Raw genomic sequence first — 21,437 nt, 5'->3', positions numbered from 1 at the left:
ATGACAACACTAGAGATATACCGCATCCAAGTTCGTGATATTGTGAAGAAGAATGGACAGTTAACAAAATTCTTTGCGGTTAAAAGATGGTGAGCATCCTAGCATACTAATCGGTAGAAGCACTTTTGCAGTATGACTGGAACATAATGACGTGAACGTACCAATCATTCATTTGATGATTGGGGATAAGTCATTAGAAACAACATTGAGGCTAATATAAACAGATACTGTAAGTATGTTAGCCATTGCTGATATGGAGTTTAAAAATAAAACATATGCTGAACAGTTGTGTTGTAGTGGTCAACTAAAATTTAGAGGGGCACCTTGTATATGGAAAGCTTCGTCTGTTTTTTATAGTAGAATAGACATAATATACAACAGGTTAAGTTTTATTGAATAAGGGAAGATAATGCAGAAGTTACAGCCAATTCTTTTGATAGGATTATTTTTACTGGCAGGCTGCGAAAAAGAAGCTACCCCAACACATCCGCTTATGCGGCAAGAATTGGTTGAAATGATCAAAGCAGGTAGAGATGTAACTCAGGTAGATGTTTCTAAAATTAAAGATATGAGTAGACTTTTTGCTCATAGGCATACATTTAACCAAGATATCTCTAGATGGGATGTTAGTAACGTTACTAACATGTCCTATATGTTTCATGATGCTAAAGCGTTTAATCAGGATATCTCTGGATGGGATGTTAGTAACGTTACCAATATGACCAATATGTTTAGCCATACTCATTCTTTCAACCAGAACATATCGGGGTGGAATGTTAGTAATGTGACGGATATGACAGCCATGTTCTTTGCGGCTAGGACCTTTAATCAGGACTTGAGTGCTTGGAATGTCTTGAATGTGGCCAACTATATGACTTTCAATTACGATGATGATGAAATGACTTCAGCGCTGACGGATGAGCATAGACCCAAATTTCTTCCAATGAAGGTTACTGTCGATGATATTAAGGCGATGCTCTACTTCAAGGAGGATATATCAAACGTTGATACTTCTGAAATAACAGATATGAGTAAGCTTTTTTATGAAATGCATTCCTTTAACCAGGATATTTCTAATTGGGATGTTAGTAATGTAACCAACATGGCGGGAATGTTTTGGAAAGCAGACTCTTTTAATCAAGACCTATCAAAATGGAATGTCTCCAATGTGACCAATATGAGAACTATGTTCGGTGGTGCTAGCTCTTTTAACCAAGATATTTCAAACTGGAACGTTGGCAAGGTTGAGGATATGAATGGAATGTTTGCTAAGGCAAAGTCTTTCGATCAGGATATCTCAAGCTGGAATGTAAGCAAAGTCAAGACTATGGAAGGTATGTTTGCTAATGCTGTATCATTCGATCATAGCATAAATCTCTGGGATGTAAGTAATGTTGAAAATATGTCCTACATGTTTTATCTGGCGAGAAAATTCAACCAAGACTTATCAGAATGGGATACAACTAGTGTACGATATATGTCGTATATGTTTCATGGAGCGAGTAAATTTAATGGAGATATCTCATCTTGGAACACGGGTTCTGTGCACTACATGAAAGGTATGTTTTATCAAGCAGAGAATTTTAATCAAGACATCTCCAACTGGGATGTTACTGGAGTGAATAGTACTTATATTATGTTCTACGGAGCCAAATCTTTTAATCAGGACATAAGCAGTTGGGATATAAGAAATATTAACTCAATGTGGGGAATGCTTCATGGTACAGAGTCCTTCTCTTATGATTTATCCGATTGGGCTCTTGATTCTATTTTATACGCAGATCCTGAAGAATCTACTCTTTAATCCTTTCTCTAGATTTCCTATAGTTAAATCACTGATAAAGCATGTACATTTGCGTGGATACTTATTTCTCTAAATAAGCGTTCTCAATTGTAAACGGTATAATCTAATTGGTACACACACCAAAAGGATACAGTGCTAGGACTGAATGGCCCAAAAAGAGTCAGCCTAACGGTCTGGCTCTTTTGAATGAAAAAATAGTCTGGTGGGAGAACTTGTAAGGCTGTGGCAGGTTACACTCACTTACTCCTTAGGCAGGTGACCAGTTTCCTTCGCTAGCTTTTGCATCGCCTCGGCAAACGTTGTTGTCCCGCCTTTAGCTTTAACCTGTATTACCTTATATCCCAACTTTTCCAACGCTTGGCGCTCTGCCAAAACAGCTTTGTCATCTTGCTGGCTACCTTGAGCTGGCTGATGAATGTAACATCCCTCTAATTTACCATCTTCGACCAATTGGTGGTGTTTCAGTGCATCGATATCAAAATTCATAATAAGTCTTTTCATCAAGAGTGGGAGTTTCTGTGGCTAGTTACATACGCTTCAAAGGCTTCACGACACTATCTAAGCCTTCAATTTTGAGCGCTAAACATAGCTTGAGCAAATCCCCTAGCTCGCCGCTTGGCCAGCCCTTTTTATCAAACCACAGTAAGTATTCTTCAGGCAGGTCGATCAACACTCGCCCTGCATATTTCCCAAATGGCATTTGCATTCTAGCGAGTTTAATGAGGTTTTCTTTTTCTAACATAAGTGACAGAGAGTTAAGGTAACTCGTCCAAGGGTAACACTGGTTCTCCCTCCTCACCAGCAAATCGCAGTCACGTTTATTTTTGGCGGCCTTGACTCGCTTTATGCTAGAGTACGCGGCATAAAAAATGAGAACGAGAAAGCAATGAAGTCACCTTGTCGAGCAGCATGTAAAAATAACGCCGGAATATGCTCTGGTTGTCACCGAACGATGGATGAAATCATCCAATGGAAAGACAAAACCGATCTCCAACGAGATGCGATTATCGAACAAATCGCAGGAGAAGATTCAACACACAGTTGTCCTGAATGCGGGACTCAAGCCCATTGTGATATCGCCGCAGGCAAAGAGACATGCTGGTGCTTTACTATTGAAACCCGTGATTTACCCAAGCCAAGCGCCAACCAGCTGTGTTTGTGCCGAAAATGTCTAGAAAAAAAGCCAGTCGCGTAATACGACTGGCTTACTGATCATCGTTTTCTGACTGGTGTTTATTTAGCGGTTAAAGCGGACGCTTCAAACTTAATGCCTTCCCACCCTGTCACCATAAAATTACGAATATTCTGGTGATCGCTGTTCTCTGGATGCTGCAATACATCTTCACGATAAAAACGGCCAAAGCAGGCTAGCGTCGCTTCTTTGTCTAGGTTGTTTAGCAAACCGAAAGCGAAGATCTTACACGAACCGTTGTTCTCGCCTGCATTGTTTTGTGTCTCACCATTTACAAAAGCGGTTGGCTCAAACGTATAGTTATCTTCGATCACCGCCATCGTTGCTTCAAATTCGACCTGCTCTGGTGACGCTGCCAATAAATCTAAAAACGATTTTAATTCCATTATTCCTCTATCCCTACCTCATCATATTGATGACACATTAGTTTCATAAAAAGCCAATATAAGAGTCATCAATCATACATATATTCAGAGCCTTACCAAATCACACGTCATTCAGCGCTCTATCATTCCAGTTGCGGAAATGGACAGCAGCATAAAACCCATGCTGATTGACAACCTATCGGATTGATAAGGAGATATCATGATCACCCCTTTAAAGGCAATCGGTGCACTCGCATTGTCATCACTTGCCATCGCGTGTTCATCACAACCCGAAGATACCGTGGCTTCATTCGCTACACAATGCAAACCTACCACTGCGCCCGTTGCTGGGGAAACTTCAATTCAAGGGTTAACGTTTATCGGGACATCCGTTGCTGATGCTCCATTCGACACATCGGCAGCTGAAATCGTCAGTTATGACGCCTGTACAGATAAGCTCTATGTGGTGAATGCTCAAGCAAAACGTATCGATGTAATGTCTATGGATGACAACGGCGTACCAACGCAAAGCGCATTCATTGATCTCAACAGCGCTGGCGAAGCAGCGGGCATTGAAATTGGCGCAGCAAACAGTGTCGCTGTATTCAATGGTTTGGTAGCAGTTGCGATTGAAAACAGTAATAAACAAGCGAATGGTATTGTTGGCTTGTACCGCTCCGGCGATTTGTCATTAGTCACGACTTTCCCAACAGGCGCATTGCCAGACATGGTTGGCTTCTCAAAAGATGGCCGATACATCGCAACCGCTAATGAAGGAGAACCAAACAGCGATTACAGCATTGACCCTGAAGGTAGTATCACTTTGATCGATCTGAGCCTTGGTGTTACTCAAGCAGAAGTGACACAAATTGGCTTTAACGAATTTGATGGTTCACGAAAAGCAGAGCTCCCAATGAATGTGCGTATTTCGGGGCCAAACGCCACCGTCGCACAAGATCTAGAGCCTGAATACCTCACTTTTGCAGATAACGGTAAAATCTATGTCGCGCTACAAGAAAATAACGCCATGGCAATCGTCAATCCAGAGAGCAAATCGGTAGAAAAAATTGTTGGCTTAGGTGAGAAGTCTTGGTCGGGCGCTAAACTCGATGCATCCAACAAAGACAAAATCATTGGGAACTTGAAAAGCTACCCACAACTGGTTGGCTTATTTATGCCTGACACCATCGACAGCTACTCAGTGAATGGGAGTACTTACATCGTATCGGCAAATGAAGGCGACGGGCGTGAGTACGGATTCAAAACCACTCAAGAACTGTGCGACAAAGCTGGCTTTATGTGGGATGAAGACGATTACCTCGGTACAGATGAATATACATCTGAGCAAGGAACCTGTTTAAGCCATATTGATGAAGTGCGCGGTAAGAAGCTGAAAGTGGCAGCAGAACACCCATTGGCAGAGGCACTAAAAGACAACAAACAACTCGCGCGTTTAAAAGTGATTAAGCCGGAACAAACGCTTTCTGCACAAGAGAATGTTCAATCATTTGGCGCGCGTTCATTCTCGATTTGGGATGAAAACGGCAAGTTGGTCTTCGATAGTGGTGACGATTTCGCGACTATCGCGCTGCTGAATGAAGGCAAGAACTTCAACAGCACCAACGATAACAATAGTAGTGGGGATGACCGAAGTGATGATAAAGGTATTGAGCCAGAGGCGATTGAAGTAGCACAAATTAACGGTCGTCATTACACGTTTATCGGCTTGGAGCGTCAAGGCGGTATCATGATTTATGACATCACAGACCCGAAACAAGCGCAGTTTATGCATTACGTAAACCGCCGTGATTACAATCAGCCAGTATGTACAGAAGTCGAAGATGGCGAATGCATGAACGACACATACAATCCAAAAGCAGGCGATTTAGGTCCAGAGTCCATTAATTACTTTACCCGTAACGGTGGTCATTTTATCGTCGTTGGCAATGAGGTATCGGGCACGACATCCGTCTTCCGAATCAATCTATAAAGTAATGTAAAAGTCATTTAGAACCAAAACGCCCGACGTAAGCCGGGCGTTTTTTGTATGAGGTAATGTCCTACTCTGCCGATGCTAGCGCGTCACACTTTGATGCGCAGATAAAATCGTTTTTATGCAGACCTTTGATAGAGTGACTCCACCACGTTACGGTAACCTTACCCCACTCCAACAAAATAGAAGGATGGTGGAACTCATCTTCTGCCAGTTCCGCGATTTTGTTACTGAAAGCCCATGCTTGTTTGAAGTTCTTAAATTTATACACCTTTTCTAGTTGAGGTATGTCTTCTCTTTCAATGATCTGCCAATCAGACAATTGCAGCAGCAGAGATTGTTGTTCTTCTTTGCTTAGTGCAATGGCATCGATACTACAAGCTTCGCATTTTTGTTCATTCAACATGAGCAGGTTCCTTTGGTTCAAAAAGTGGAGGAAGCAGTCCAGCTTCAATCGCTAGATCGGCTTGTTTCAATAAATTTAACTGACTGATTTTAAAGAGCTGAGAAAAGTCATCAATCACGTAATACTTCGGTTGCATGATGTCGATACGATAAGGCGTTCTCAGCACTGTTTGTAATTCAAATGGGTCGCGAATTGCTGCATCACTCTCTAATGCGTAGAGGGTTTCGCCAGGAGATGAGAGAATACCACCACCGTAAATTTTGGTTTTGTCCCCTTCTTTCACCAAGCCAAACTCTACGGTAAACCAGTAGAGGCGAGCGAGATAGGCTCTTTGTTTTGAGGTAGCGGCTTGCCCTAGTTGACCATAATGCTCGGTAAATGCAGCAAAGTCTGGGTTGGTTAACATCGCGCAATGACCAAATATTTCGTGGAAGAAATCTGGCTCCTGTAAGTAATCGAACTCATCTCTTGTACGCAAGAATGTGGCGACTGGAAAGCGCTTATTACCGAGTAGATTAAAAAATCGGTCGAAATCAATAAGCGCGGGAACGGGCTCCACTTGCCAACCTGTTGTCTCCATCAAGACACGATTAATTTCTGGCAACTGAGGAACGCGGTCTTGAGGTAAATCAAGCAGCGTCAAACCGTGTAAATAAGCCTCACAAGCTCTGTTTTGGATCACACCCATTTGTCGTGTTACCAAATCTCGCCAAATGGCGTCTTCTTCACGGCTCCATTCAACCCTGCCTTCCTGGTTTACGGGTTTAGAACGATACTGGGTCATGGCTCATCTCCATTAACAAATCCTTTACATTAAGCCTATCTGTAGTCTTAAGAGCTTCCAATCCCTGCGCGATTTTCTCAGCATCATCCCGATGTAACATATTGTTTACAACTCATCGTAACTGCATGATTTTTATGACACGATATAATATCTGGCTTGTTTGACTTTATCGTGTATTCCTCTCAAACTAAAACCTGTTATCACTTTGTTATAGAGGGACCTATGCGCGAGAGCAGCAAAGTATGGCAACCGAGCGAAAGTCGTATCGAAGAAGCCAACATTACACAGTTTATTGAACACATTAATCGACAAGGAAATACCCTTGAAAGCTTCGCTGATCTGCATCAATGGTCACTCGATCATGTAGAAAAATTTTGGCAGGAAGTTTGGCTATTCTGCGACGTCATTGGCACTCAGGGAGAGACCATAAAAGAGCGAGCAGAAAGTCGCTGGCAGCAACCTGTTGAAAATAGGGATATAAAATGGTTCCCAAACGCGCAAATTAACTACGCCGAAAATTTGCTAACCTACGCGTGTCACCAACCCGATGATCTCGCGATTTGGTTTGAAAATGAACGTGAAGAAAAACAGACCTACACCTGGAAACAATTGTGCGAAGAAGTTTCGAGTGTGCAGCAATGGTTGAAAGAATGTGGAATTAAGCAAGGTGATGTCGTCGCTGGTTATTTGCCTCACCTACCTCAAACGGTGATAGCCATGCTAGCAACCACTAGTTTAGGGGCGACCTGGACTTCCACCTCACCTGATTTTGGCGTCGAAAGCGTTTTGGAGCGCTTTGGTCAAGTGAAACCCAAAATCCTGTTTACTTGTGATGGCTATACATTCAATGGCAAAACTTTCGATATGTCTGAGAAAAACCAGCATATTGCGGATCATCTTGATGGTCTTAAACAAGTTTGCCAAATTAGCTACCTTAAACCACACATTTTTGAATGCGATGTCTGCACCCAAGATTGGCAAAACGTCCTGAATCAATACACACCCGAAGCGCTGACTTTTACTCGTGTGAATTTTAACGATCCGCTATTTGTGCTTTATTCTTCAGGCACAACAGGCAAACCGAAATGCATCGTTCATTCCGTCGGCGGAACGGTGCTTAATCACTTGAAAGAGCATCAACTGCATTGCGATATTCAACCGAACGAACGCGTGTTTTATTACACGACCTGCGGTTGGATGATGTGGAACTGGCACGTTTCTTCACTCGCGAGCGGTGCATGTTTGGTGATTTTTGATGGTAGCCCTGTTTACCCCACTCATGATGTGCTCTGGGACCTCGCAGAACGAGCCGAAGTGACGCTGTTTGGAACCTCAGCAAAATACCTAGAGGCGCTGGAAAAAGCATCTTTTTCTCCGCAGAAAAGTGATGCATTTCCAAGTCTGAAAACCATTTGCTCAACGGGCTCTGTTCTGTATCCAGAACAGTTTGATTATGTCTATCAGCACATTAAAGAAGATGTACACCTCGCCTCGATTTCTGGCGGAACAGACATTTGTGGCTGCTTTGTATTAGGCAACCCTATTTCTCCCGTTTATCGGGGAGAGTGCCAATCAGCAGGGTTAGGGGTCGATGTCCGAGTCTTTAACCCACAAGGTAATAGCGTAATGGGAGAGCGCGGTGAGTTGGTTTGCGCCAATTCATTACCCAACTTCCCTGCTGGCTTTTGGAACGACACCGGTGAGAGATATCATCGCGCTTATTGGGATAAATTCGACAATATTTGGCACCACGGCGATGATGTTGAACAGACCAGCGTTGGGGGATACGTGTTTTATGGTCGAAGTGATACCACGTTGAATCCCGGTGGCGTAAGAATCGGCACGGCCGAAATCTATCAGCAAGTGAACTGTATAGACGGTATTCTAGATTCGATCGCAGTAGGAAAAGAAGTCGATCGCAACGAACAAATATGGCTGTTTGTCCAATTAGTCAAAGGGGTAGAGCTCAATGACGAGATGATCGCTTCCATCAAAGCACAGCTAAAGTCTGCATGTTCTCCAAGGCATGTACCTAGTGCGATTTACGCAATAAGCGATATACCTAAGACACGCTCAGGAAAGCTGGTCGAGTTAGCCGTTAAGCAAGTCGTTAACAACCGAAACGTCGAAAATTTAGGCGCAATAGCCAACCCTGAAGTGCTGGAGGAGATACGCAGGATAATCGTCTAAAAATTACCTCCGAAGACTTAGTTGTTCGAGTATGTCCTTGCCTGCACCACGACGACTTGTTTAGAGCAAGTGAAGTTACACATACCCTCAGCAGATAAGAAAAAAGCGAGCTTGTTAGCTCGCTTTTGTCAATTTTCGTTCTTTATTCAGCGGTATTAGCGACGACCAAGCCCCATTAATACCGACATTGTTTTACCATCAGATGTAATGTCAAAAACGTGTCGCGATTCAACTTCAGTAAAACCCGCTTCTTTCAGTGCACGCTCAGACTTCGCAAGGGTAAAACCGTCTTGTTCACATTCTGCAATCCAATCAAAATGAACAAAATAGCCGCCGTGGTTAAGTAGAGAATGCGAGATCGTTAATGACGCGTCTAAGTCTTCCACGAACGCTAAAACTGATGATGCAACCACCAAGTCGAACTGTCCACGAAACGCAGGGTGCTGAGCAACCAAGCCGCGAGATAGTGCATCTACCACAGGTTCTACGTTGACGAGCTCTTTTTTATCGAGTTCCTCAATCATGGCTTCCGATGCGTCTAATGCTACGATGTCTTTAACCATCGGTGACAATCGTTGACTTAACTGCCCTGTTCCGCATCCAAAATCTAGTACTTTAATGCCATCAAGCTGAGTTAGCTGTTGTAACTGCTCAAACACCGACTGCGCAAATTGCTCTGTTGCTGGATTTGATTCCCAGTTTTTTGCTAAGCCGTCCCAATCTTGTGCCATCGTGGCCTCCATGTTCACTTTTTGTAACCCACATAGATTACCGCAAAACCGTTAAAAGACCATAGACTTATCTGGCGGATTCGCGTTTTTTTCGATAATCTTTCATGGCTTTGGGAGCGCATCTGCATAATACCCAAATTATTTGAATTCATTTATTGGTTGTGTCAAATCATGAACTTAACTCAAGTAGAAGCCTTCTGCACCATCGCTGAGTGTGGTTCTGTTTCTGAAGCGGCAAGGCAACTCGACTGCAATCGCACCAAACTCAGTATGTCGATTAAGGCATTAGAGAAAGATCTCGACGTTGAATTGTTTAACCGAACTGGCAACCAGCTCACCCTCTCTGAAGCAGGGAAAGCCATTTACAAAGATTGCGAACACCTACTTATCATCGCACAACGGGTCAGAAAGACCTGCGCTCAAATCTCGGAAGGGTTTAACGCGGAAGTTTGGGTAGCACGTGACGACTCCTTACCTGATGATCTCTGGCAAGAATTATCTCATACATTGAATAACCGCTTTCCTTCAACAACCTTCAACTTAATCTTGGCATCCAGTGGCGACTTAGCCAACTTGGTCAGTACCCACCAAGTAGATTTTGCTTTCGGCGTTGATTATGAGCGAGTAGACGATCCTCGTATCGTATATAACCCTTTAGGCAAGATACGTATGATGTCAGTATGCAGTGTAGAACACCGCCTAAGTAAGATGCGCCGTGTCTCAGACGAAGATCTACGTAGTCAGATGCAAGCACTAATGGTGTACCTAAATGAGAAAGACAACCCTGAACTGCAACCTTTCTCGACTCGATATATTGGTTTTTCGAGTTTTGACTACATGCTGAACACCATCTTAGAAGAAGACGCTTGGGGCGTGCTTCCTGAACCATTAATCCGCCATTACCTTCGTCAGCAGAAGCTCGCCGTTATCAAACACACATACGGATTGACGCAAGAAGACTACTGTATGTTTTCACCTAACGGCCATGCTGAGCATCCTGCAATGACGTGGTTAGCAGATAAATTGAGCGAGTATTTATTTGACTTCTAAACATTTTATCAGTGAGCGTCAATTTTGTTGACACCCAAGAACCACAGTAAGTCTTTGTTTTATAATCACATAAATAAAAACGAAATTTTTTAGATTAGTTACTGGTCACTTTGTGGTTGCCTAAATTACCTTATGAGCGAAGAATAGTAAGGTATTAAAATTCAAAGGCATCTTTTATGTGTGACAGGACAAGCAAAAACGAAAACCGTATTCTAACCATTTCAGCCCTTTTGGCATCTGGGTTTGCTGCTGGTGGTATGGTACTTGGCTTGCTTGTAGGCTCAATTGTCATCGTTTTTGACGGTGTTTACTCTTTGGTCAGCTTACTGTTAACTTTATTGTCACTGGCCGCTTCTTACTATATTAACAAGCCTTCAAAATCTGTATTCCCATTTGGAAAAGCGGTCTTAGAACCAATCGTTATTGCGATAAAAGCAGCCGTCATTTTAGTGGTTGTAAGCTTCTCTCTCTACTCTGCGATATCAGCATTGATGTCTGGAGGTCGTGAGGTCGATGCTTCTATTGCGACCTTATTCGGCGTTGTGAATGTTATCGGCTGTGGTTACGCTTGGTGGTTTATGGCGAAACGCAGCCGCCGCTTCTCATCAGGCTTGATTGAAGCGGAGAAAAAACAGTGGCAAATGGATACTTTGTTGAGTGTGGCGGTGACCGTAGGATTTATCTCGGCTTGGGCTGTTTCACTAACGCCATTTTCTGAGTATGCAGTATATGCCGACCCCATGATGATGGTTTTAATGGGCTTTTACTTCCTCAAAGTACCGTTCGATATGCTAGTAGGTGCCCTACGTGAACTACTAATGATGACACCAAGCAAAGAGCTGTGTCAGAGCGTTGGCAAAGATGTTCTTGAGATTGAAAAAGTGACTGAGCATCAATTGAAACTGGCTGGCGTAACGAAGGTGGGCCAAGAGCTACGAGTAAATGTGGACGTACATATTGATGACGACACATTGGAGCTTGATACACTAGAGCACACTCGTAAGCAGCTTATCAAGCGACTGTCGAAGCACAGATTCAAGCTTCAACTACACTTGAACGTCGCTTATTAGAGTGCCACCAAAGAGCCGTTAAAACTCAATAAAAAGCTCCCAATCTCGGGAGCTTTTTTAATTTTTTCGATTTAGTTGCTTCGTATTCGAATACAGCTCGCAAGGGAGATCTGTTCGTTGCTCACTTAAATTCTCTGATCTCGTTGGTAACTTACCCAGCCGCTTCGCGCTTCTCTTTGGTGACTAACCAACACATCAGCGAGCCCACCGTTACCATCACAACGCCCTGCCAAAAGCTATGGCTCAGAGTTACGCCAAGAATAATAGAAGAAAATAAAGCGGAAAAAATGGGCGTGAAGTAAGACAAGGTGGCGAGAAAAACCATATTGCCGCCAACGATCGCGATGTTCCATAAACCATAACCACCAGCCATTAAAGCCGCAGAAGCCACTAAGTACCCCATCGCTTCCCAACTGAATGTCATTGGTGGCTCATCGGTAAACGCATATTTGACCCAAAGCGAAACAGCAGTTGCAATGAAAAACAGGGTAATCGCATTATGTTTAGATTGCTGCCTTTGGGTTAAGTTGCAATAAAAAGCCCATATAACCGCGCCAGCGAAAGCCATAAAATACACCAGAGGGTTACTACTAACATTGGACATGATCTGAGTTATGGATAAGCCATTCTCACCGCTCACAGTCCAAGCAACCCCAACAAACGCCAGCGTAACTGCGGGATAAAGCAACCAGTTTGTTTTTTTATTGCTGCCAAGGACCGCAAATAAAACCGTCAGTGCAGGCCAAAGGTAGTTGACAATCGACACCTCAATTGCCTGCGCGCGCGAGTTGGAATATCCCAAAGATAGAGCGAGAAATATTTCATAGCAGACGAACATCGCACCACCAAGCGCAAGATACTTGGGAGAAAAGTAAGACAACTTTGGAATACCGACCACGATAAGAAGGAAAACAGAGCTAAGAGAGTACAACATGGCTGCCCCGCCTACAGGACCTAAACTCTCCGTAACCAACCTCGCGATGCCAAGCAGACAACTCCAAGAGAGAATCGCGATACAACCATAAAGTGTGAAACGAAATTGCACTGATTTCATGTGACCTACCACTCACGAATGCCAAAGGAAACGTCAGCTTAACTCAAAAATGATCAGGTTCAACGTACTGTTTTATAAAAATCAGTATAAAAATCATTCTATTAAGCCGTTGGAGTTGATATGAAACATTTTCTGCCCTCTAGTGTTATGCTTACACCCTTTGTTGTGCGCTACTATGATGAAGATGACAACGAGAGTGAAAACGTTAAAACACACTCGGAAACGCATGGTCTAGATAGCGAAGAGCAATCTAAGGAACGTTCAGAGTAAAGGAATCCAAACATGAAAAAAGTCGCAGTCATTTTAAGTGGTTCAGGCGTTTACGACGGTTCTGAGATCCACGAAGCAGTGTTGGCGCTCTACGCCATCGAGAAAGCAGGGGCAACTTGGCACTGCTTTGCACCTAACATTGACCAACTCCATGTCATCAATCACCTAACTGGTGACGAAATGGATGAAACCCGTAACGTCTTGATCGAATCAGCTCGTATCGCACGCGGAAACATTGACGATGTTGCCAAACTTAACGTTGATGAATACGATGCCCTACTGCTTCCAGGTGGATTTGGTGCTGCGAAAAACTTAACCGACTTCGCCGTTTCAGGTGCAGAGTGCTCCATTAACACACACGTAGCTCAAGCTTGTCGCGCGTTTGCTAATGCGAAAAAACCAGCTGGCTATCTGTGTATTTCTCCTGTCATTATTCCGATGATTTATGAGCAAGGCGTGAAAGGAACGGTAGGCAACGATGAGGCAGTCTCAATAGCATTTAATCAAATGGGCGGTGAACACACCACGTGCCCTGTCGAAGACATCGTTTTTGATGAAAAACACCTCGTACTTTCAACCCCTGCTTACATGTTGGCAGAAAATATCTCTCAAGCGGCTTCAGGTATCAAAAAGTTAGTATCAAAGCTGATTAAAATAGCTTAATTATTAGTAGTTAACTTATAAAACACTTCCCTATCCCCATTGATAATTAAGTTATTAATGGGGATTTTTTATACTTTAGTCGAATTTAGAGATATATCCGCGTCAGAAGTTAATTTCTGCCAATCGTTTGCGTCCATAGTTTCATATTTGTTCTACTTTATATCAGTGTTGCACTTATACGCAGTGCAACAAGATCACTGTCACAGTTTTTCTCTTGCAAGTACCTCTAAGTAGGTAAACTTGCCTCAGATCAACTTCAATCTGGAAACGAATGTGCGACAGTAAATGGCAAATTAAGAAAGATTATTAAAAATAACGACGGAGCAATCCAATATGACAAGTGCATTTTTTATCCCTACCGTAAACCTAATGGGCGCTGGTTGTCTGAAAGACGCAGCAGACAGCATCCAATCTCAAGGCTTTAAAAAAGGTTTGATTGTTACGGATAAGATTCTTAACCAAATCGGTGTAGTAAAGCAGGTTCAAGATCTACTAACAGAACGCGACGTAGCAACTGTTGTGTTCGATGGCACTCAACCAAACCCTACTATCAACAACGTTAACGACGGCTTGGCACTTCTTACTGATAACGAATGTGACTTCGTTATCTCTCTAGGTGGCGGTTCACCACACGACTGTGCGAAAGGTATCGCGCTTGTTGCTTCTAACGGCGGCAAAATCGCAGATTACGAAGGCGTAGACCAATCTGCAAAACCAATGATGCCACTTATCGCAATCAACACGACTGCGGGTACTGCATCTGAAATGACGCGTTTCTGCATCATCACTGACGAAGAGCGTCACATCAAGATGGCTATCGTTGATAAGCACACGACACCGCTTATCTCTGTAAACGATCCAGAGCTAATGCTAGCTAAACCTGCTTCGCTAACTGCGGCAACAGGTATGGATGCGCTGACTCACGCGATTGAAGCTTACGTATCTATCGCGGCAACACCAATCACTGATGCGGTAGCAATTAAAGCAATTGAGCTTATCCAAGCTTACCTACGCACAGCCGTGAAAAACGGTGAAGATCTAGAAGCTCGTGAACAAATGGCATATGCACAGTTCATGGCGGGTATGGCGTTCAACAACGCTTCTCTAGGTTACGTACACGCAATGGCACACCAGCTAGGTGGTTTCTACGACCTTCCACACGGTGTTTGTAACGCGATTCTTCTACCTCACGTACAGCGCTACAACGCGCAAGTATGTCCTGAGCGTCTACGTGATGTAGCGAAAGCAATGGGCGTAAACGTAGAAGGCATGTCTGCTGAAGCAGGTGCAGCGGCAGCAATCGACGCCATCGTTACTCTAGCGAAAGATGTGGGTATCCCAGCAGGTATTAAAGAGCTTGGTGCGAAACTAGAAGACATCCCGACACTAGCAGACAACGCACTGAAAGACGCTTGTGGTTTCACTAACCCTAAACAAGCAACTCACGAAGAAATCTCTAAGATCTTCGAAGAAGCGATGTAATCTCGCTACATAAACAATTCTCTAGCCTTAATTCAATCCCCGATCTCGTATCGGGGATTTTTTACATTCTTATACAATCCATGCTCTGCAAAACGTTCTCTTTTAGTGTTAGCTTTTAAGCATTAATACGATTCATATTGGAAGGAACCATGAGAACGATTGCTGCTGCCCTACTCGCTTGTTTATCCTTTTCTGCCAACGCTGCCGAATACCGCGCCAACGAAGTGGCGAATGGATTTCAGATCCCTTGGGGGATCGAGTTCTTAGATAACCATCGCGTTATCGTCAATGAAAAGAACGGTACGGTTTCGTTGCTGGATATCACCACAGGCAAACCTCAAAAGCTGTTTAACGTCCCCGATGTGAACACCAGTGGGCAAGCTGGCTTATTGGATGTCGCGCTCGCACCGAATGCCGATACGCAAAACCCGCAACTCTTCTTTACCTACAGCAAGCGCACGAGCAAAGGCAATACGGTGGCGTTAGCGACGGCGCACTTGCAAAACAATCAGCTTGTGGGCTGGAAAGATCTCTTTGTTGCTGATGCCATCACTGACACAGGGCGTCACTACGGCAGTCGAATTTCATTTGTTGACGATAAAGTTTACTTCTCAATCGGTGACCGTGGCGAACGTGATAATGGGCAAGACACTCAAACCCATGCTGGCAGTATTCTGCGCCTTAACCTTGATGGTTCGGTTCCGCAAGACAACCCATTCAAACCTTCCGAAGCTCGTCCTGAGATATGGAGTTACGGGCACCGCAACCCACAAGGCATGTTTTACGACGAAACAACAAAACAGCTGTGGTCGATCGAACATGGACCACGCGGTGGCGATGAAATTAATCTAATCAAGAAAGGCGCAAACTACGGCTGGGCAAAAGTCTCTCATGGTAAAGAATATTGGGGACCGTTGGACGTCGGAGAAGCTAAGTCGTTGCCGGGAATGGAAGATCCCAAGTTGGTGTACATCCCTTCTATCGCACCCAGCAATATGATTTTGTACCGTGGCGATAAATACCCAGAGTTGGACGGAAAAATCCTCGCCGGTGCATTGAAACTGGCGCACATCAACGTGGTTTCTATTGAGAATGGCAAGCTCACCGAATCAAAAAGATTGATGGAGAATCTTGGTGAGCGAGTAAGAGATATAACCATCAGCCCCGATGGCTATATCTATTTTTCTACCGACAGCGGCAAAATCTTTCGTCTTGAGGAGAAATAGTTTTCTCTGACGAACGAGTCAAAAAAGCTAGCTCTTTAAACTCACTGCCACCGTTTCATTGTCAAAGTCGAGCGTCATGGTCGAGCCCAATGGAACGGTAAGCATTGGGTGGGTATGACAGCTATCAAAGTCATACAAAATTGGCAGTGGTTGACCGTTAAGTACTTCTAATAACACGTCTATAGGTGCACGACCTGTACCTTTATCGTTAAACTTTTCATGCTTGCCAAGAACAACTGCACTGACTTTTTCAAACACGCCAGAAAGCTTGAGCAACGCAAAAGAGCGTTCGACCGTTTCAATACCCTGCAAGCAATCTTCCACCAGCAAAATATCGCCTTGTTCGATACTCGGCATAAACTTGCTTGCCCAGATGCCTGTCATGGTATTGAGGTTGCCGCCAATCAAGCGTCCGGTGATCTTGCCTTCGCCTTTAAAGTGCCACTGGTTCGCTAGCGTGTGCTTTGCGCGGTCTTGCTCGCCCCACTCTATCCATTCATCTGTCCAACCTTGAGGCATTGTGTATTGATGCGCCAATCCATCTAACGTATTCACAATCGACTCAAACGAAGCGAAGGTCTCGTCCACCAGTGGCGGGAATTCACCCAGAGATGCCACTAAAGCGGGACCATAGAAAGTAACGATGCCGGTTTGTGCATAAATGCCCATGAGTAGAGCCGTCACATCCGAATAGCCAACAATGATCTTGGGATCTTTCTTCAATGCCTCGTAATCAATGTAAGGCAGCAGTGAGTTACTGTTGTAACCGCCAATGGTCGACATAATACAGCGCACTTCAGGATCACGAATCAGCGTATTCAATTCTTCTACTCGCTCTTGAATCGAACCCGAGCGATATTGGTCAGTTTTGCCCGTTAAGCTGCCTGCTTTTAGCTGGTAACCATGGGATTCCACATACGCTTTGGCACGTTCAAAACGCGCTGGCGCAAATACCGTGGCTGGAGAGGATGGCGAGAAAAAGCCGATGGTGTCGCCTTTTTGTAATGGTTTAGGAATGATCATGCGCGTCCTTGTTTTGTGATACATGGTTGATTTATTTTCGTACAATCTAAGCAGAAGAATCTAAACTTAACAATAACCTTTTGTTTTTTAAAACGATAGTTCGGTTAAGTTGTACGAGGTCATTATGATTCCATTCCCTTTACAGCTCGATAAAATTAAAGCCGTGGTGTTTGATTTAGACAACACCTTGGTGAGTTCTGATATGAACTTCGGCGAATTGAGACAACAGCTAGGTTGTCCGCAAAGTGAAGATCTATTGGATTTTGTCGACGCACTTGAGCATCCTCACCACAGAGAGCACGCTCATAACGTGATATTTGATTACGAGATTTCTGATGCTGAGCAGTCTGCTCCCATGCTCGGCTGCCATGAATTGCTCGCCCACTTGCATCAAAATGAAATCAAAACCGCTATCGTGACGCGCAACTGTCAAATCGCCACGCAGCGCAAACTAGAACACAACCAAATCTCAGTGGAACGAGTCATCACTCGTGAATGCTTCCCGCCCAAGCCAGACCCTTTGTCTCTGCAGGTATTGGCGAAAGAGTGGCGTTTGATGCCTGATGAAGTGCTTTATGTCGGCGATTACCTTTACGACTTACAGGCCGCGTATAACGCGCAGATGCCCTCTTGCCTTGTGCACCATGGGAATCAAGAAACCTTCAATGACTCAGCCTCGTTGGCGCTTAATGAACTCAGTGATTTATTGAGCCATTTCGAATCCTTACCACGCAAATAAAGCACACACAAAAAATACGCAAACAAAAAAAGGGGCACCAACGTGCCCCTTGTGACTTATTCCCGATTGTTTCATGCGTTCCCAAGGATTGCTTGGGTGATGCGCTGCTTAGCCTTGTAGATAAGCGTTAAGCATCCACATTAATTTTTCTTGCTCACGGATGTAGTCACCCATCAATGCCGCTGTACCTTCGTCATCTGCTTCACCCGCGTTTTGTAGAATCTCACGCTGTTTTAGAAGTAGAACGCTAAAGCCTTGAACCAGACCTTGTACACACTCCTCACCAGAAGTCGCGTTTTGATGTTCTTTAATTTCACTTGCTTCCAAGTAGTTGCTGAATGCGTGCGCTGGCGTGTGACCCAAAGTTAGAATACGCTCTGCAAGCTCATCGATTTTTGTTTGTAGATCAGTGTAGATCTCTTCAAATTTTACGTGCAGTTCGAAGAATTGCGCACCTTTAATGTTCCAGTGGTAACCGCGAGAGTTCATGTACAACACTTGGTAATGCGCTAGCAGTTGATTGAGCTGTTGAGCTAGTTGTGCTGATTGTTCGCTGTCTAGACCAATTAGGCTTACTTGTTTGTTCATAATCTTGCTCCTAGAAGGATGATACCAATCGTAGTAACGAACGATTCTCTTACCGGGATTGGTATAAAGTTTAAAAATTCTTTTGCAGTATTTGCTGCCGATGGAGTCATATTACGACTCCGGCTCGGCGAAGAGAATTTGGTTTTAGCTATGATTTAAATAGCCAAATCCAATGAGCAAGTAGACGAATATCGGCGTATCATCCAACAAAAAGCCCCAACCCTTTTTGTGTAAAAAGGATTGGGGCTTTTTTACTATTTGGTTAACGTTCAAACGTAGATGAACAGACGTAAATCTTATCTACGCCGTTTTGAAAGTTGCCATCTGTTGATTCAGCTCAGTAACTTGCTCTTTTACTTGCAATGATGTCTCTGATGCACGTTGGCTGTTATTCGAAACCTCATCCACTGATTGAGTAATACCGGACATCAATCCAGTGATCGAATTGGTCGCATGAGATTGCTGCTCTGCCGCTGCCGCAAGTTCTGCCATTTGTTCATTCAAAGAACCAATTTGTTCAGTAGTGACGAGCAAACGAGTTACCGCTTTTTCAATGTGCTCAGCGCCCTGCTCCGCAAGTGATTGGCTGTGTTCAATCTCCTCAACCACCGAATTGGTCGAGCGTTGAATCGCATTGATGATACCGTTGATTTCTGTCGTCGATTGAGTAGTGCGCGTCGCTAACATGCGTACTTCGTCCGCCACAACCGCAAAGCCTCGTCCTTGGTCACCCGCACGCGCTGCTTCTATCGCGGCATTCAATGCCAGTAAGTTAGTTTGTTCTGCTAAGCCTTCAATCACTTCCGTCACTCGACCAATGGCTTCGCTCTCTTTGCTTAGCTGTGTGACTTGTGTACTCGCGGTTTCAATGCTGCCGTGCAAACTTTCCATAGTGACTTTGTTTTGCTCTAAAGCATCACGACCTTGTTCAATCTCGCCTTTTGAATCAGAAAGCTTCTGCACCGATTGATTGGCTTGATCTAGGGTGTTACGCGCGGCTAAAGCGATTTCATCCAATTGGCTTCCCATTTCAACAATGCTGGTCTGTTGCTGTTCAACATTCGATGAAGTGACTTGCGCCGATTCCAATAAAGCCCCCATGCTGGTATCCACTTGGTGCGCTTTCTCACTCACCCCTGCCACGATGCTCGCTAACGATTGGTTCATGCGGTTAATCGAATCGGTAAGGTCTGCCAATTCATCTTTCCCAACAACAGTTAACGGAGGCTGAGAAACATCTCCTGAAGCGATGGTCTTGGCTCGCTCCGATAAGTTTTTCACTCGGCGACCAATGGTATTGCCCATGTATTTTGAAATCGCTACTGCGGCAAACAAAACCAATGCCGCAGCAATCAACATAGTGGTGAGTACGTTCTTGATCGACTGATTAATACCCTGTCCGCTTTGATCTGCACGACTTTGCTGAGCTAATACGATCGTTTCTAAACTTTGGTCTAGTGCATCCGCTGCTGGCAACAGTTCATTCGCCATTAACAAGTTTGATTCGTTCCACTCTGGCGATTGACGCAATGCAATTACCTGCTCTGCTAAAGGAAAGTACAGTTGCTGCATTTCCTTAAACAGTGACCACAATGATTGGTCGTTATCAGTCAGTCTGTCGAGTTTACTGTCGATTTCCGCCACGGACTGATTGTGGTACTTAATCAAGTCGTGGTATTTGTCCAAATGATCTTGCTGCCCGTACAACAGGAAATCTCGCAAAGCAGACAGTGCATTGGCGAGGGAGGTATAACTGTCGGCATAGACTTTAAACAGACGTTTTCTGTCTCCACCAAATGGGTTTCCTGACTCTTCATTGATTAAGCTTTGAAGCTGATCAAGTGCCACTTCTGCAATGGGTGCCGCTTCGTTAATAAAGAGGTTGTGCGCGGGCAAGTTCTCGTCACTGTGGCTGAGTTCAATCAACTTGTTTAAAGAGACTTTTACCGCGTCCCACTGACTTTGAATCGCTTGAAAATCCTGTTCAGAGATCAAAGCCTGCAACGTTGGAAGCGACTCGTCTGTAGATGCCATGATATTGCGTACGTCCTCACTCAGACGTGCGCTCGCCTCTTCATCGCCACCTAGCAACATGTAGGCTCGAATAGAAGACAGCGACGCTTGAACGGACTGTTGGATACCGCGACTGGTGTCGACGGTCGGTAAATCGGATTTAAGTAACGAAGAGGCGTATTGCTCTACGGTGGTAACGTTGCGATACGTGAATACCGCTGATGCCATAAAAAGTACGGCTAGCAGCACAAAACTGAGCTGCAACTTCCCTGATATCGTAAGGTTCATCCATAAACTCCTGACAACGATGAGCCTTAAATATAACGACGTTTACAAAAATGTTAAATACAGGTATCAAAAGTTACTAAGAAAACCATGTAAACGACTATTTCAAGCTAAGAAATGGGACTTATTCGAAGTATGGTATGCGCTCACTACGTAAAATCAGATAATTAACGTAAGTCGTTTCTAAGCAGTCTTGCTCCCACAATGAGAGAATTCGCTTGGTGGCGAAGTAGTAATCTTTATTACGCAGTAGCACGCCCACCGTGCGGCTGAGCTGCTCAAAGCGTTGTTGCTCATTAGCAGAGATGTAATTGTCTTCATTCTGAATGATGGGCGCCAATCCATCAGCAAACCAATTGTTCAGAATTTCACGCATCTCAAGCTCTGACTCCGGCACATCGATACTCGACAACTCGCGATGCTGTGGTGGTGGCACTATGTACTTCGATGCTTTTGGCGAACTGACATAACGGTACATGTCGCTCCTCCTTGTAAATGACTCTTATACC

At 44.2% G+C, this 21,437-nt stretch carries 22 protein-coding genes; 11 read left to right on the top strand and 11 right to left on the bottom strand.

Annotation, left to right across the window (positions count from 1 at the left end; genetic code table 11):
• Nucleotides 1-409 precede the first annotated feature (409 nt).
• A complete protein-coding gene (locus tag R7M92_RS08095; protein WP_318133082.1) occupies nucleotides 410-1,804 on the top strand; it encodes a BspA family leucine-rich repeat surface protein in 1,395 nt (464 codons plus the stop codon).
• 240 nt (nucleotides 1,805-2,044) lie between these two features.
• Here R7M92_RS08095 and R7M92_RS08090 read toward each other — a convergent pair whose 3' ends face one another.
• The gene (locus R7M92_RS08090) at nucleotides 2,045-2,290 is read right to left on the bottom strand and encodes a hypothetical protein (RefSeq protein WP_017821096.1); all 246 of its coding nucleotides are present in this window, start codon (nucleotides 2,288-2,290) and stop codon (nucleotides 2,045-2,047) included.
• A 40-nt stretch (nucleotides 2,291-2,330) separates the two neighbouring features.
• Nucleotides 2,331-2,546 carry a DUF3820 family protein gene (locus R7M92_RS08085; RefSeq protein ID WP_005375557.1) on the bottom strand — a complete coding sequence of 72 codons (216 nt, stop codon included), beginning with the start codon at nucleotides 2,544-2,546 and terminating at the stop codon, nucleotides 2,331-2,333.
• A gap of 144 nt (nucleotides 2,547-2,690) precedes the next feature.
• Here R7M92_RS08085 and R7M92_RS08080 point away from each other — a divergent pair, with 144 nt between their 5' ends.
• Nucleotides 2,691-2,999 (top strand): cysteine-rich CWC family protein, encoded by a 309-nt coding sequence (locus R7M92_RS08080; RefSeq protein ID WP_080276966.1) that lies wholly within the window; start codon nucleotides 2,691-2,693, stop codon nucleotides 2,997-2,999.
• 38 nt (nucleotides 3,000-3,037) lie between these two features.
• Here R7M92_RS08080 and R7M92_RS08075 read toward each other — a convergent pair whose 3' ends face one another.
• Nucleotides 3,038-3,382 carry a HopJ type III effector protein gene (locus tag R7M92_RS08075; RefSeq protein ID WP_005375560.1) on the bottom strand — a complete coding sequence of 115 codons (345 nt, stop codon included), beginning with the start codon at nucleotides 3,380-3,382 and terminating at the stop codon, nucleotides 3,038-3,040.
• Between the two features lie 199 nt (nucleotides 3,383-3,581).
• On the opposite strand from R7M92_RS08075, the gene R7M92_RS08070 reads away from it, so the two are divergent.
• Nucleotides 3,582-5,351 (top strand): choice-of-anchor I family protein, encoded by a 1,770-nt coding sequence (locus R7M92_RS08070; protein ID WP_318133080.1) that lies wholly within the window; start codon nucleotides 3,582-3,584, stop codon nucleotides 5,349-5,351.
• A gap of 70 nt (nucleotides 5,352-5,421) precedes the next feature.
• On the opposite strand, the gene R7M92_RS08065 is transcribed toward R7M92_RS08070, so the two are convergent.
• Both R7M92_RS08065 and phhA read right to left on the bottom strand, forming a co-directional pair.
• A complete protein-coding gene (locus R7M92_RS08065) occupies nucleotides 5,422-5,760 on the bottom strand; it encodes a 4a-hydroxytetrahydrobiopterin dehydratase (RefSeq protein WP_005375563.1) in 339 nt (112 codons plus the stop codon).
• Entirely contained in the window at nucleotides 5,750-6,544 is a 795-nt protein-coding gene (gene phhA / locus R7M92_RS08060; protein ID WP_318133078.1) for a phenylalanine 4-monooxygenase, read from the bottom strand. The genes R7M92_RS08065 and phhA overlap by 11 nt, the downstream gene beginning before the upstream one ends.
• Nucleotides 6,545-6,766: 222 nt before the next feature.
• On the opposite strand from phhA, the gene R7M92_RS08055 reads away from it, so the two are divergent.
• Entirely contained in the window at nucleotides 6,767-8,734 is a 1,968-nt protein-coding gene (locus R7M92_RS08055) for an acetoacetate--CoA ligase (protein ID WP_318133077.1), read from the top strand.
• Between the two features lie 155 nt (nucleotides 8,735-8,889).
• Here the strand turns inward: R7M92_RS08055 and R7M92_RS08050 are convergent, their stop codons facing one another.
• Nucleotides 8,890-9,465, bottom strand: coding sequence for a class I SAM-dependent DNA methyltransferase (locus tag R7M92_RS08050; RefSeq protein WP_054728907.1), 576 nt, complete (start codon nucleotides 9,463-9,465; stop codon nucleotides 8,890-8,892).
• 171 nt (nucleotides 9,466-9,636) lie between these two features.
• Here R7M92_RS08050 and R7M92_RS08045 point away from each other — a divergent pair, with 171 nt between their 5' ends.
• Complete coding sequence (locus R7M92_RS08045; protein WP_053307827.1) at nucleotides 9,637-10,515, top strand: LysR family transcriptional regulator; 879 nt, start codon at nucleotides 9,637-9,639, stop codon at nucleotides 10,513-10,515.
• Nucleotides 10,516-10,691: 176 nt separating this feature from the next.
• On the top strand, nucleotides 10,692-11,585 hold the full coding sequence (locus R7M92_RS08040; protein WP_154203938.1) for a cation diffusion facilitator family transporter: 894 nt from the start codon (nucleotides 10,692-10,694) through the stop codon (nucleotides 11,583-11,585).
• Nucleotides 11,586-11,736: 151 nt separating this feature from the next.
• Here the strand turns inward: R7M92_RS08040 and yddG are convergent, their stop codons facing one another.
• Nucleotides 11,737-12,639, bottom strand: a complete 903-nt coding sequence (gene yddG, locus R7M92_RS08035; RefSeq protein WP_005389394.1) for an aromatic amino acid DMT transporter YddG — start codon at nucleotides 12,637-12,639, stop codon at nucleotides 11,737-11,739.
• A 120-nt stretch (nucleotides 12,640-12,759) separates the two neighbouring features.
• On the opposite strand from yddG, the gene R7M92_RS08030 reads away from it, so the two are divergent.
• The 4 genes from R7M92_RS08030 (at nucleotide 12,760) to R7M92_RS08015 (ending at nucleotide 16,280) form a co-directional block, all read left to right on the top strand.
• Entirely contained in the window at nucleotides 12,760-12,909 is a 150-nt protein-coding gene (locus R7M92_RS08030; RefSeq protein WP_017634379.1) for a hypothetical protein, read from the top strand.
• 12 nt (nucleotides 12,910-12,921) lie between these two features.
• Complete coding sequence (gene elbB / locus R7M92_RS08025; protein ID WP_138939597.1) at nucleotides 12,922-13,572, top strand: isoprenoid biosynthesis glyoxalase ElbB; 651 nt, start codon at nucleotides 12,922-12,924, stop codon at nucleotides 13,570-13,572.
• Between the two features lie 333 nt (nucleotides 13,573-13,905).
• Nucleotides 13,906-15,054: an L-threonine dehydrogenase gene (gene yiaY / locus R7M92_RS08020; protein WP_318133076.1), complete on the top strand. Its 1,149-nt coding sequence runs from the start codon at nucleotides 13,906-13,908 to the stop codon at nucleotides 15,052-15,054.
• A 149-nt stretch (nucleotides 15,055-15,203) separates the two neighbouring features.
• Nucleotides 15,204-16,280, top strand: a complete 1,077-nt coding sequence (locus tag R7M92_RS08015; protein ID WP_318133075.1) for a PQQ-dependent sugar dehydrogenase — start codon at nucleotides 15,204-15,206, stop codon at nucleotides 16,278-16,280.
• Nucleotides 16,281-16,307: 27 nt separating this feature from the next.
• Here R7M92_RS08015 and R7M92_RS08010 read toward each other — a convergent pair whose 3' ends face one another.
• Nucleotides 16,308-17,303 carry an LD-carboxypeptidase gene (locus R7M92_RS08010; RefSeq protein ID WP_318133074.1) on the bottom strand — a complete coding sequence of 332 codons (996 nt, stop codon included), beginning with the start codon at nucleotides 17,301-17,303 and terminating at the stop codon, nucleotides 16,308-16,310.
• 124 nt (nucleotides 17,304-17,427) lie between these two features.
• On the opposite strand from R7M92_RS08010, the gene R7M92_RS08005 reads away from it, so the two are divergent.
• On the top strand, nucleotides 17,428-18,042 hold the full coding sequence (locus R7M92_RS08005; protein WP_318133072.1) for an HAD family hydrolase: 615 nt from the start codon (nucleotides 17,428-17,430) through the stop codon (nucleotides 18,040-18,042).
• 108 nt (nucleotides 18,043-18,150) lie between these two features.
• Here the strand turns inward: R7M92_RS08005 and R7M92_RS08000 are convergent, their stop codons facing one another.
• From R7M92_RS08000 to R7M92_RS07990, 3 genes are all read right to left on the bottom strand, one after another.
• The gene (locus tag R7M92_RS08000) at nucleotides 18,151-18,630 is read right to left on the bottom strand and encodes a Dps family protein (protein WP_005388254.1); all 480 of its coding nucleotides are present in this window, start codon (nucleotides 18,628-18,630) and stop codon (nucleotides 18,151-18,153) included.
• A 300-nt stretch (nucleotides 18,631-18,930) separates the two neighbouring features.
• Nucleotides 18,931-20,931 carry a methyl-accepting chemotaxis protein gene (locus tag R7M92_RS07995; protein ID WP_053303759.1) on the bottom strand — a complete coding sequence of 667 codons (2,001 nt, stop codon included), beginning with the start codon at nucleotides 20,929-20,931 and terminating at the stop codon, nucleotides 18,931-18,933.
• A 121-nt stretch (nucleotides 20,932-21,052) separates the two neighbouring features.
• Nucleotides 21,053-21,406: a hypothetical protein gene (locus R7M92_RS07990; RefSeq protein WP_005375589.1), complete on the bottom strand. Its 354-nt coding sequence runs from the start codon at nucleotides 21,404-21,406 to the stop codon at nucleotides 21,053-21,055.
• Nucleotides 21,407-21,437: the final 31 nt, after the last annotated feature.

It is taken from the genome of Vibrio sp. Vb2880 (genome assembly GCF_033337975.1).
In the GTDB taxonomy this organism is placed as follows: domain Bacteria; phylum Pseudomonadota; class Gammaproteobacteria; order Enterobacterales; family Vibrionaceae; genus Vibrio; species Vibrio alginolyticus.
This window is presented reverse-complemented; position numbering and strand designations above follow the sequence as displayed.

Coding starts and splice junctions, on each gene's coding strand:
- R7M92_RS08050 (WP_054728907.1), bottom strand. CDS start 9,465: ATGGCACAAGATTGGGACGGCTTAGCAAAAAACTGGGAATCAAATCCA.
- R7M92_RS08085 (WP_005375557.1), bottom strand. CDS start 2,546: ATGTTAGAAAAAGAAAACCTCATTAAACTCGCTAGAATGCAAATGCCA.
- elbB (WP_138939597.1), top strand. CDS start 12,922: ATGAAAAAAGTCGCAGTCATTTTAAGTGGTTCAGGCGTTTACGACGGT.
- yiaY (WP_318133076.1), top strand. CDS start 13,906: ATGACAAGTGCATTTTTTATCCCTACCGTAAACCTAATGGGCGCTGGT.
- R7M92_RS08040 (WP_154203938.1), top strand. CDS start 10,692: ATGTGTGACAGGACAAGCAAAAACGAAAACCGTATTCTAACCATTTCA.
- R7M92_RS08065 (WP_005375563.1), bottom strand. CDS start 5,760: ATGTTGAATGAACAAAAATGCGAAGCTTGTAGTATCGATGCCATTGCA.
- R7M92_RS08070 (WP_318133080.1), top strand. CDS start 3,582: ATGATCACCCCTTTAAAGGCAATCGGTGCACTCGCATTGTCATCACTT.
- phhA (WP_318133078.1), bottom strand. CDS start 6,544: ATGACCCAGTATCGTTCTAAACCCGTAAACCAGGAAGGCAGGGTTGAA.
- R7M92_RS08010 (WP_318133074.1), bottom strand. CDS start 17,303: ATGATCATTCCTAAACCATTACAAAAAGGCGACACCATCGGCTTTTTC.
- R7M92_RS08095 (WP_318133082.1), top strand. CDS start 410: ATGCAGAAGTTACAGCCAATTCTTTTGATAGGATTATTTTTACTGGCA.
- R7M92_RS07995 (WP_053303759.1), bottom strand. CDS start 20,931: ATGAACCTTACGATATCAGGGAAGTTGCAGCTCAGTTTTGTGCTGCTA.
- R7M92_RS08015 (WP_318133075.1), top strand. CDS start 15,204: ATGAGAACGATTGCTGCTGCCCTACTCGCTTGTTTATCCTTTTCTGCC.
- R7M92_RS08045 (WP_053307827.1), top strand. CDS start 9,637: ATGAACTTAACTCAAGTAGAAGCCTTCTGCACCATCGCTGAGTGTGGT.
- R7M92_RS08055 (WP_318133077.1), top strand. CDS start 6,767: ATGCGCGAGAGCAGCAAAGTATGGCAACCGAGCGAAAGTCGTATCGAA.
- R7M92_RS08000 (WP_005388254.1), bottom strand. CDS start 18,630: ATGAACAAACAAGTAAGCCTAATTGGTCTAGACAGCGAACAATCAGCA.
- R7M92_RS08005 (WP_318133072.1), top strand. CDS start 17,428: ATGATTCCATTCCCTTTACAGCTCGATAAAATTAAAGCCGTGGTGTTT.
- R7M92_RS08075 (WP_005375560.1), bottom strand. CDS start 3,382: ATGGAATTAAAATCGTTTTTAGATTTATTGGCAGCGTCACCAGAGCAG.
- R7M92_RS08030 (WP_017634379.1), top strand. CDS start 12,760: ATGAAACATTTTCTGCCCTCTAGTGTTATGCTTACACCCTTTGTTGTG.
- yddG (WP_005389394.1), bottom strand. CDS start 12,639: ATGAAATCAGTGCAATTTCGTTTCACACTTTATGGTTGTATCGCGATT.
- R7M92_RS08080 (WP_080276966.1), top strand. CDS start 2,691: ATGAAGTCACCTTGTCGAGCAGCATGTAAAAATAACGCCGGAATATGC.
- R7M92_RS07990 (WP_005375589.1), bottom strand. CDS start 21,406: ATGTACCGTTATGTCAGTTCGCCAAAAGCATCGAAGTACATAGTGCCA.
- R7M92_RS08090 (WP_017821096.1), bottom strand. CDS start 2,290: ATGAATTTTGATATCGATGCACTGAAACACCACCAATTGGTCGAAGAT.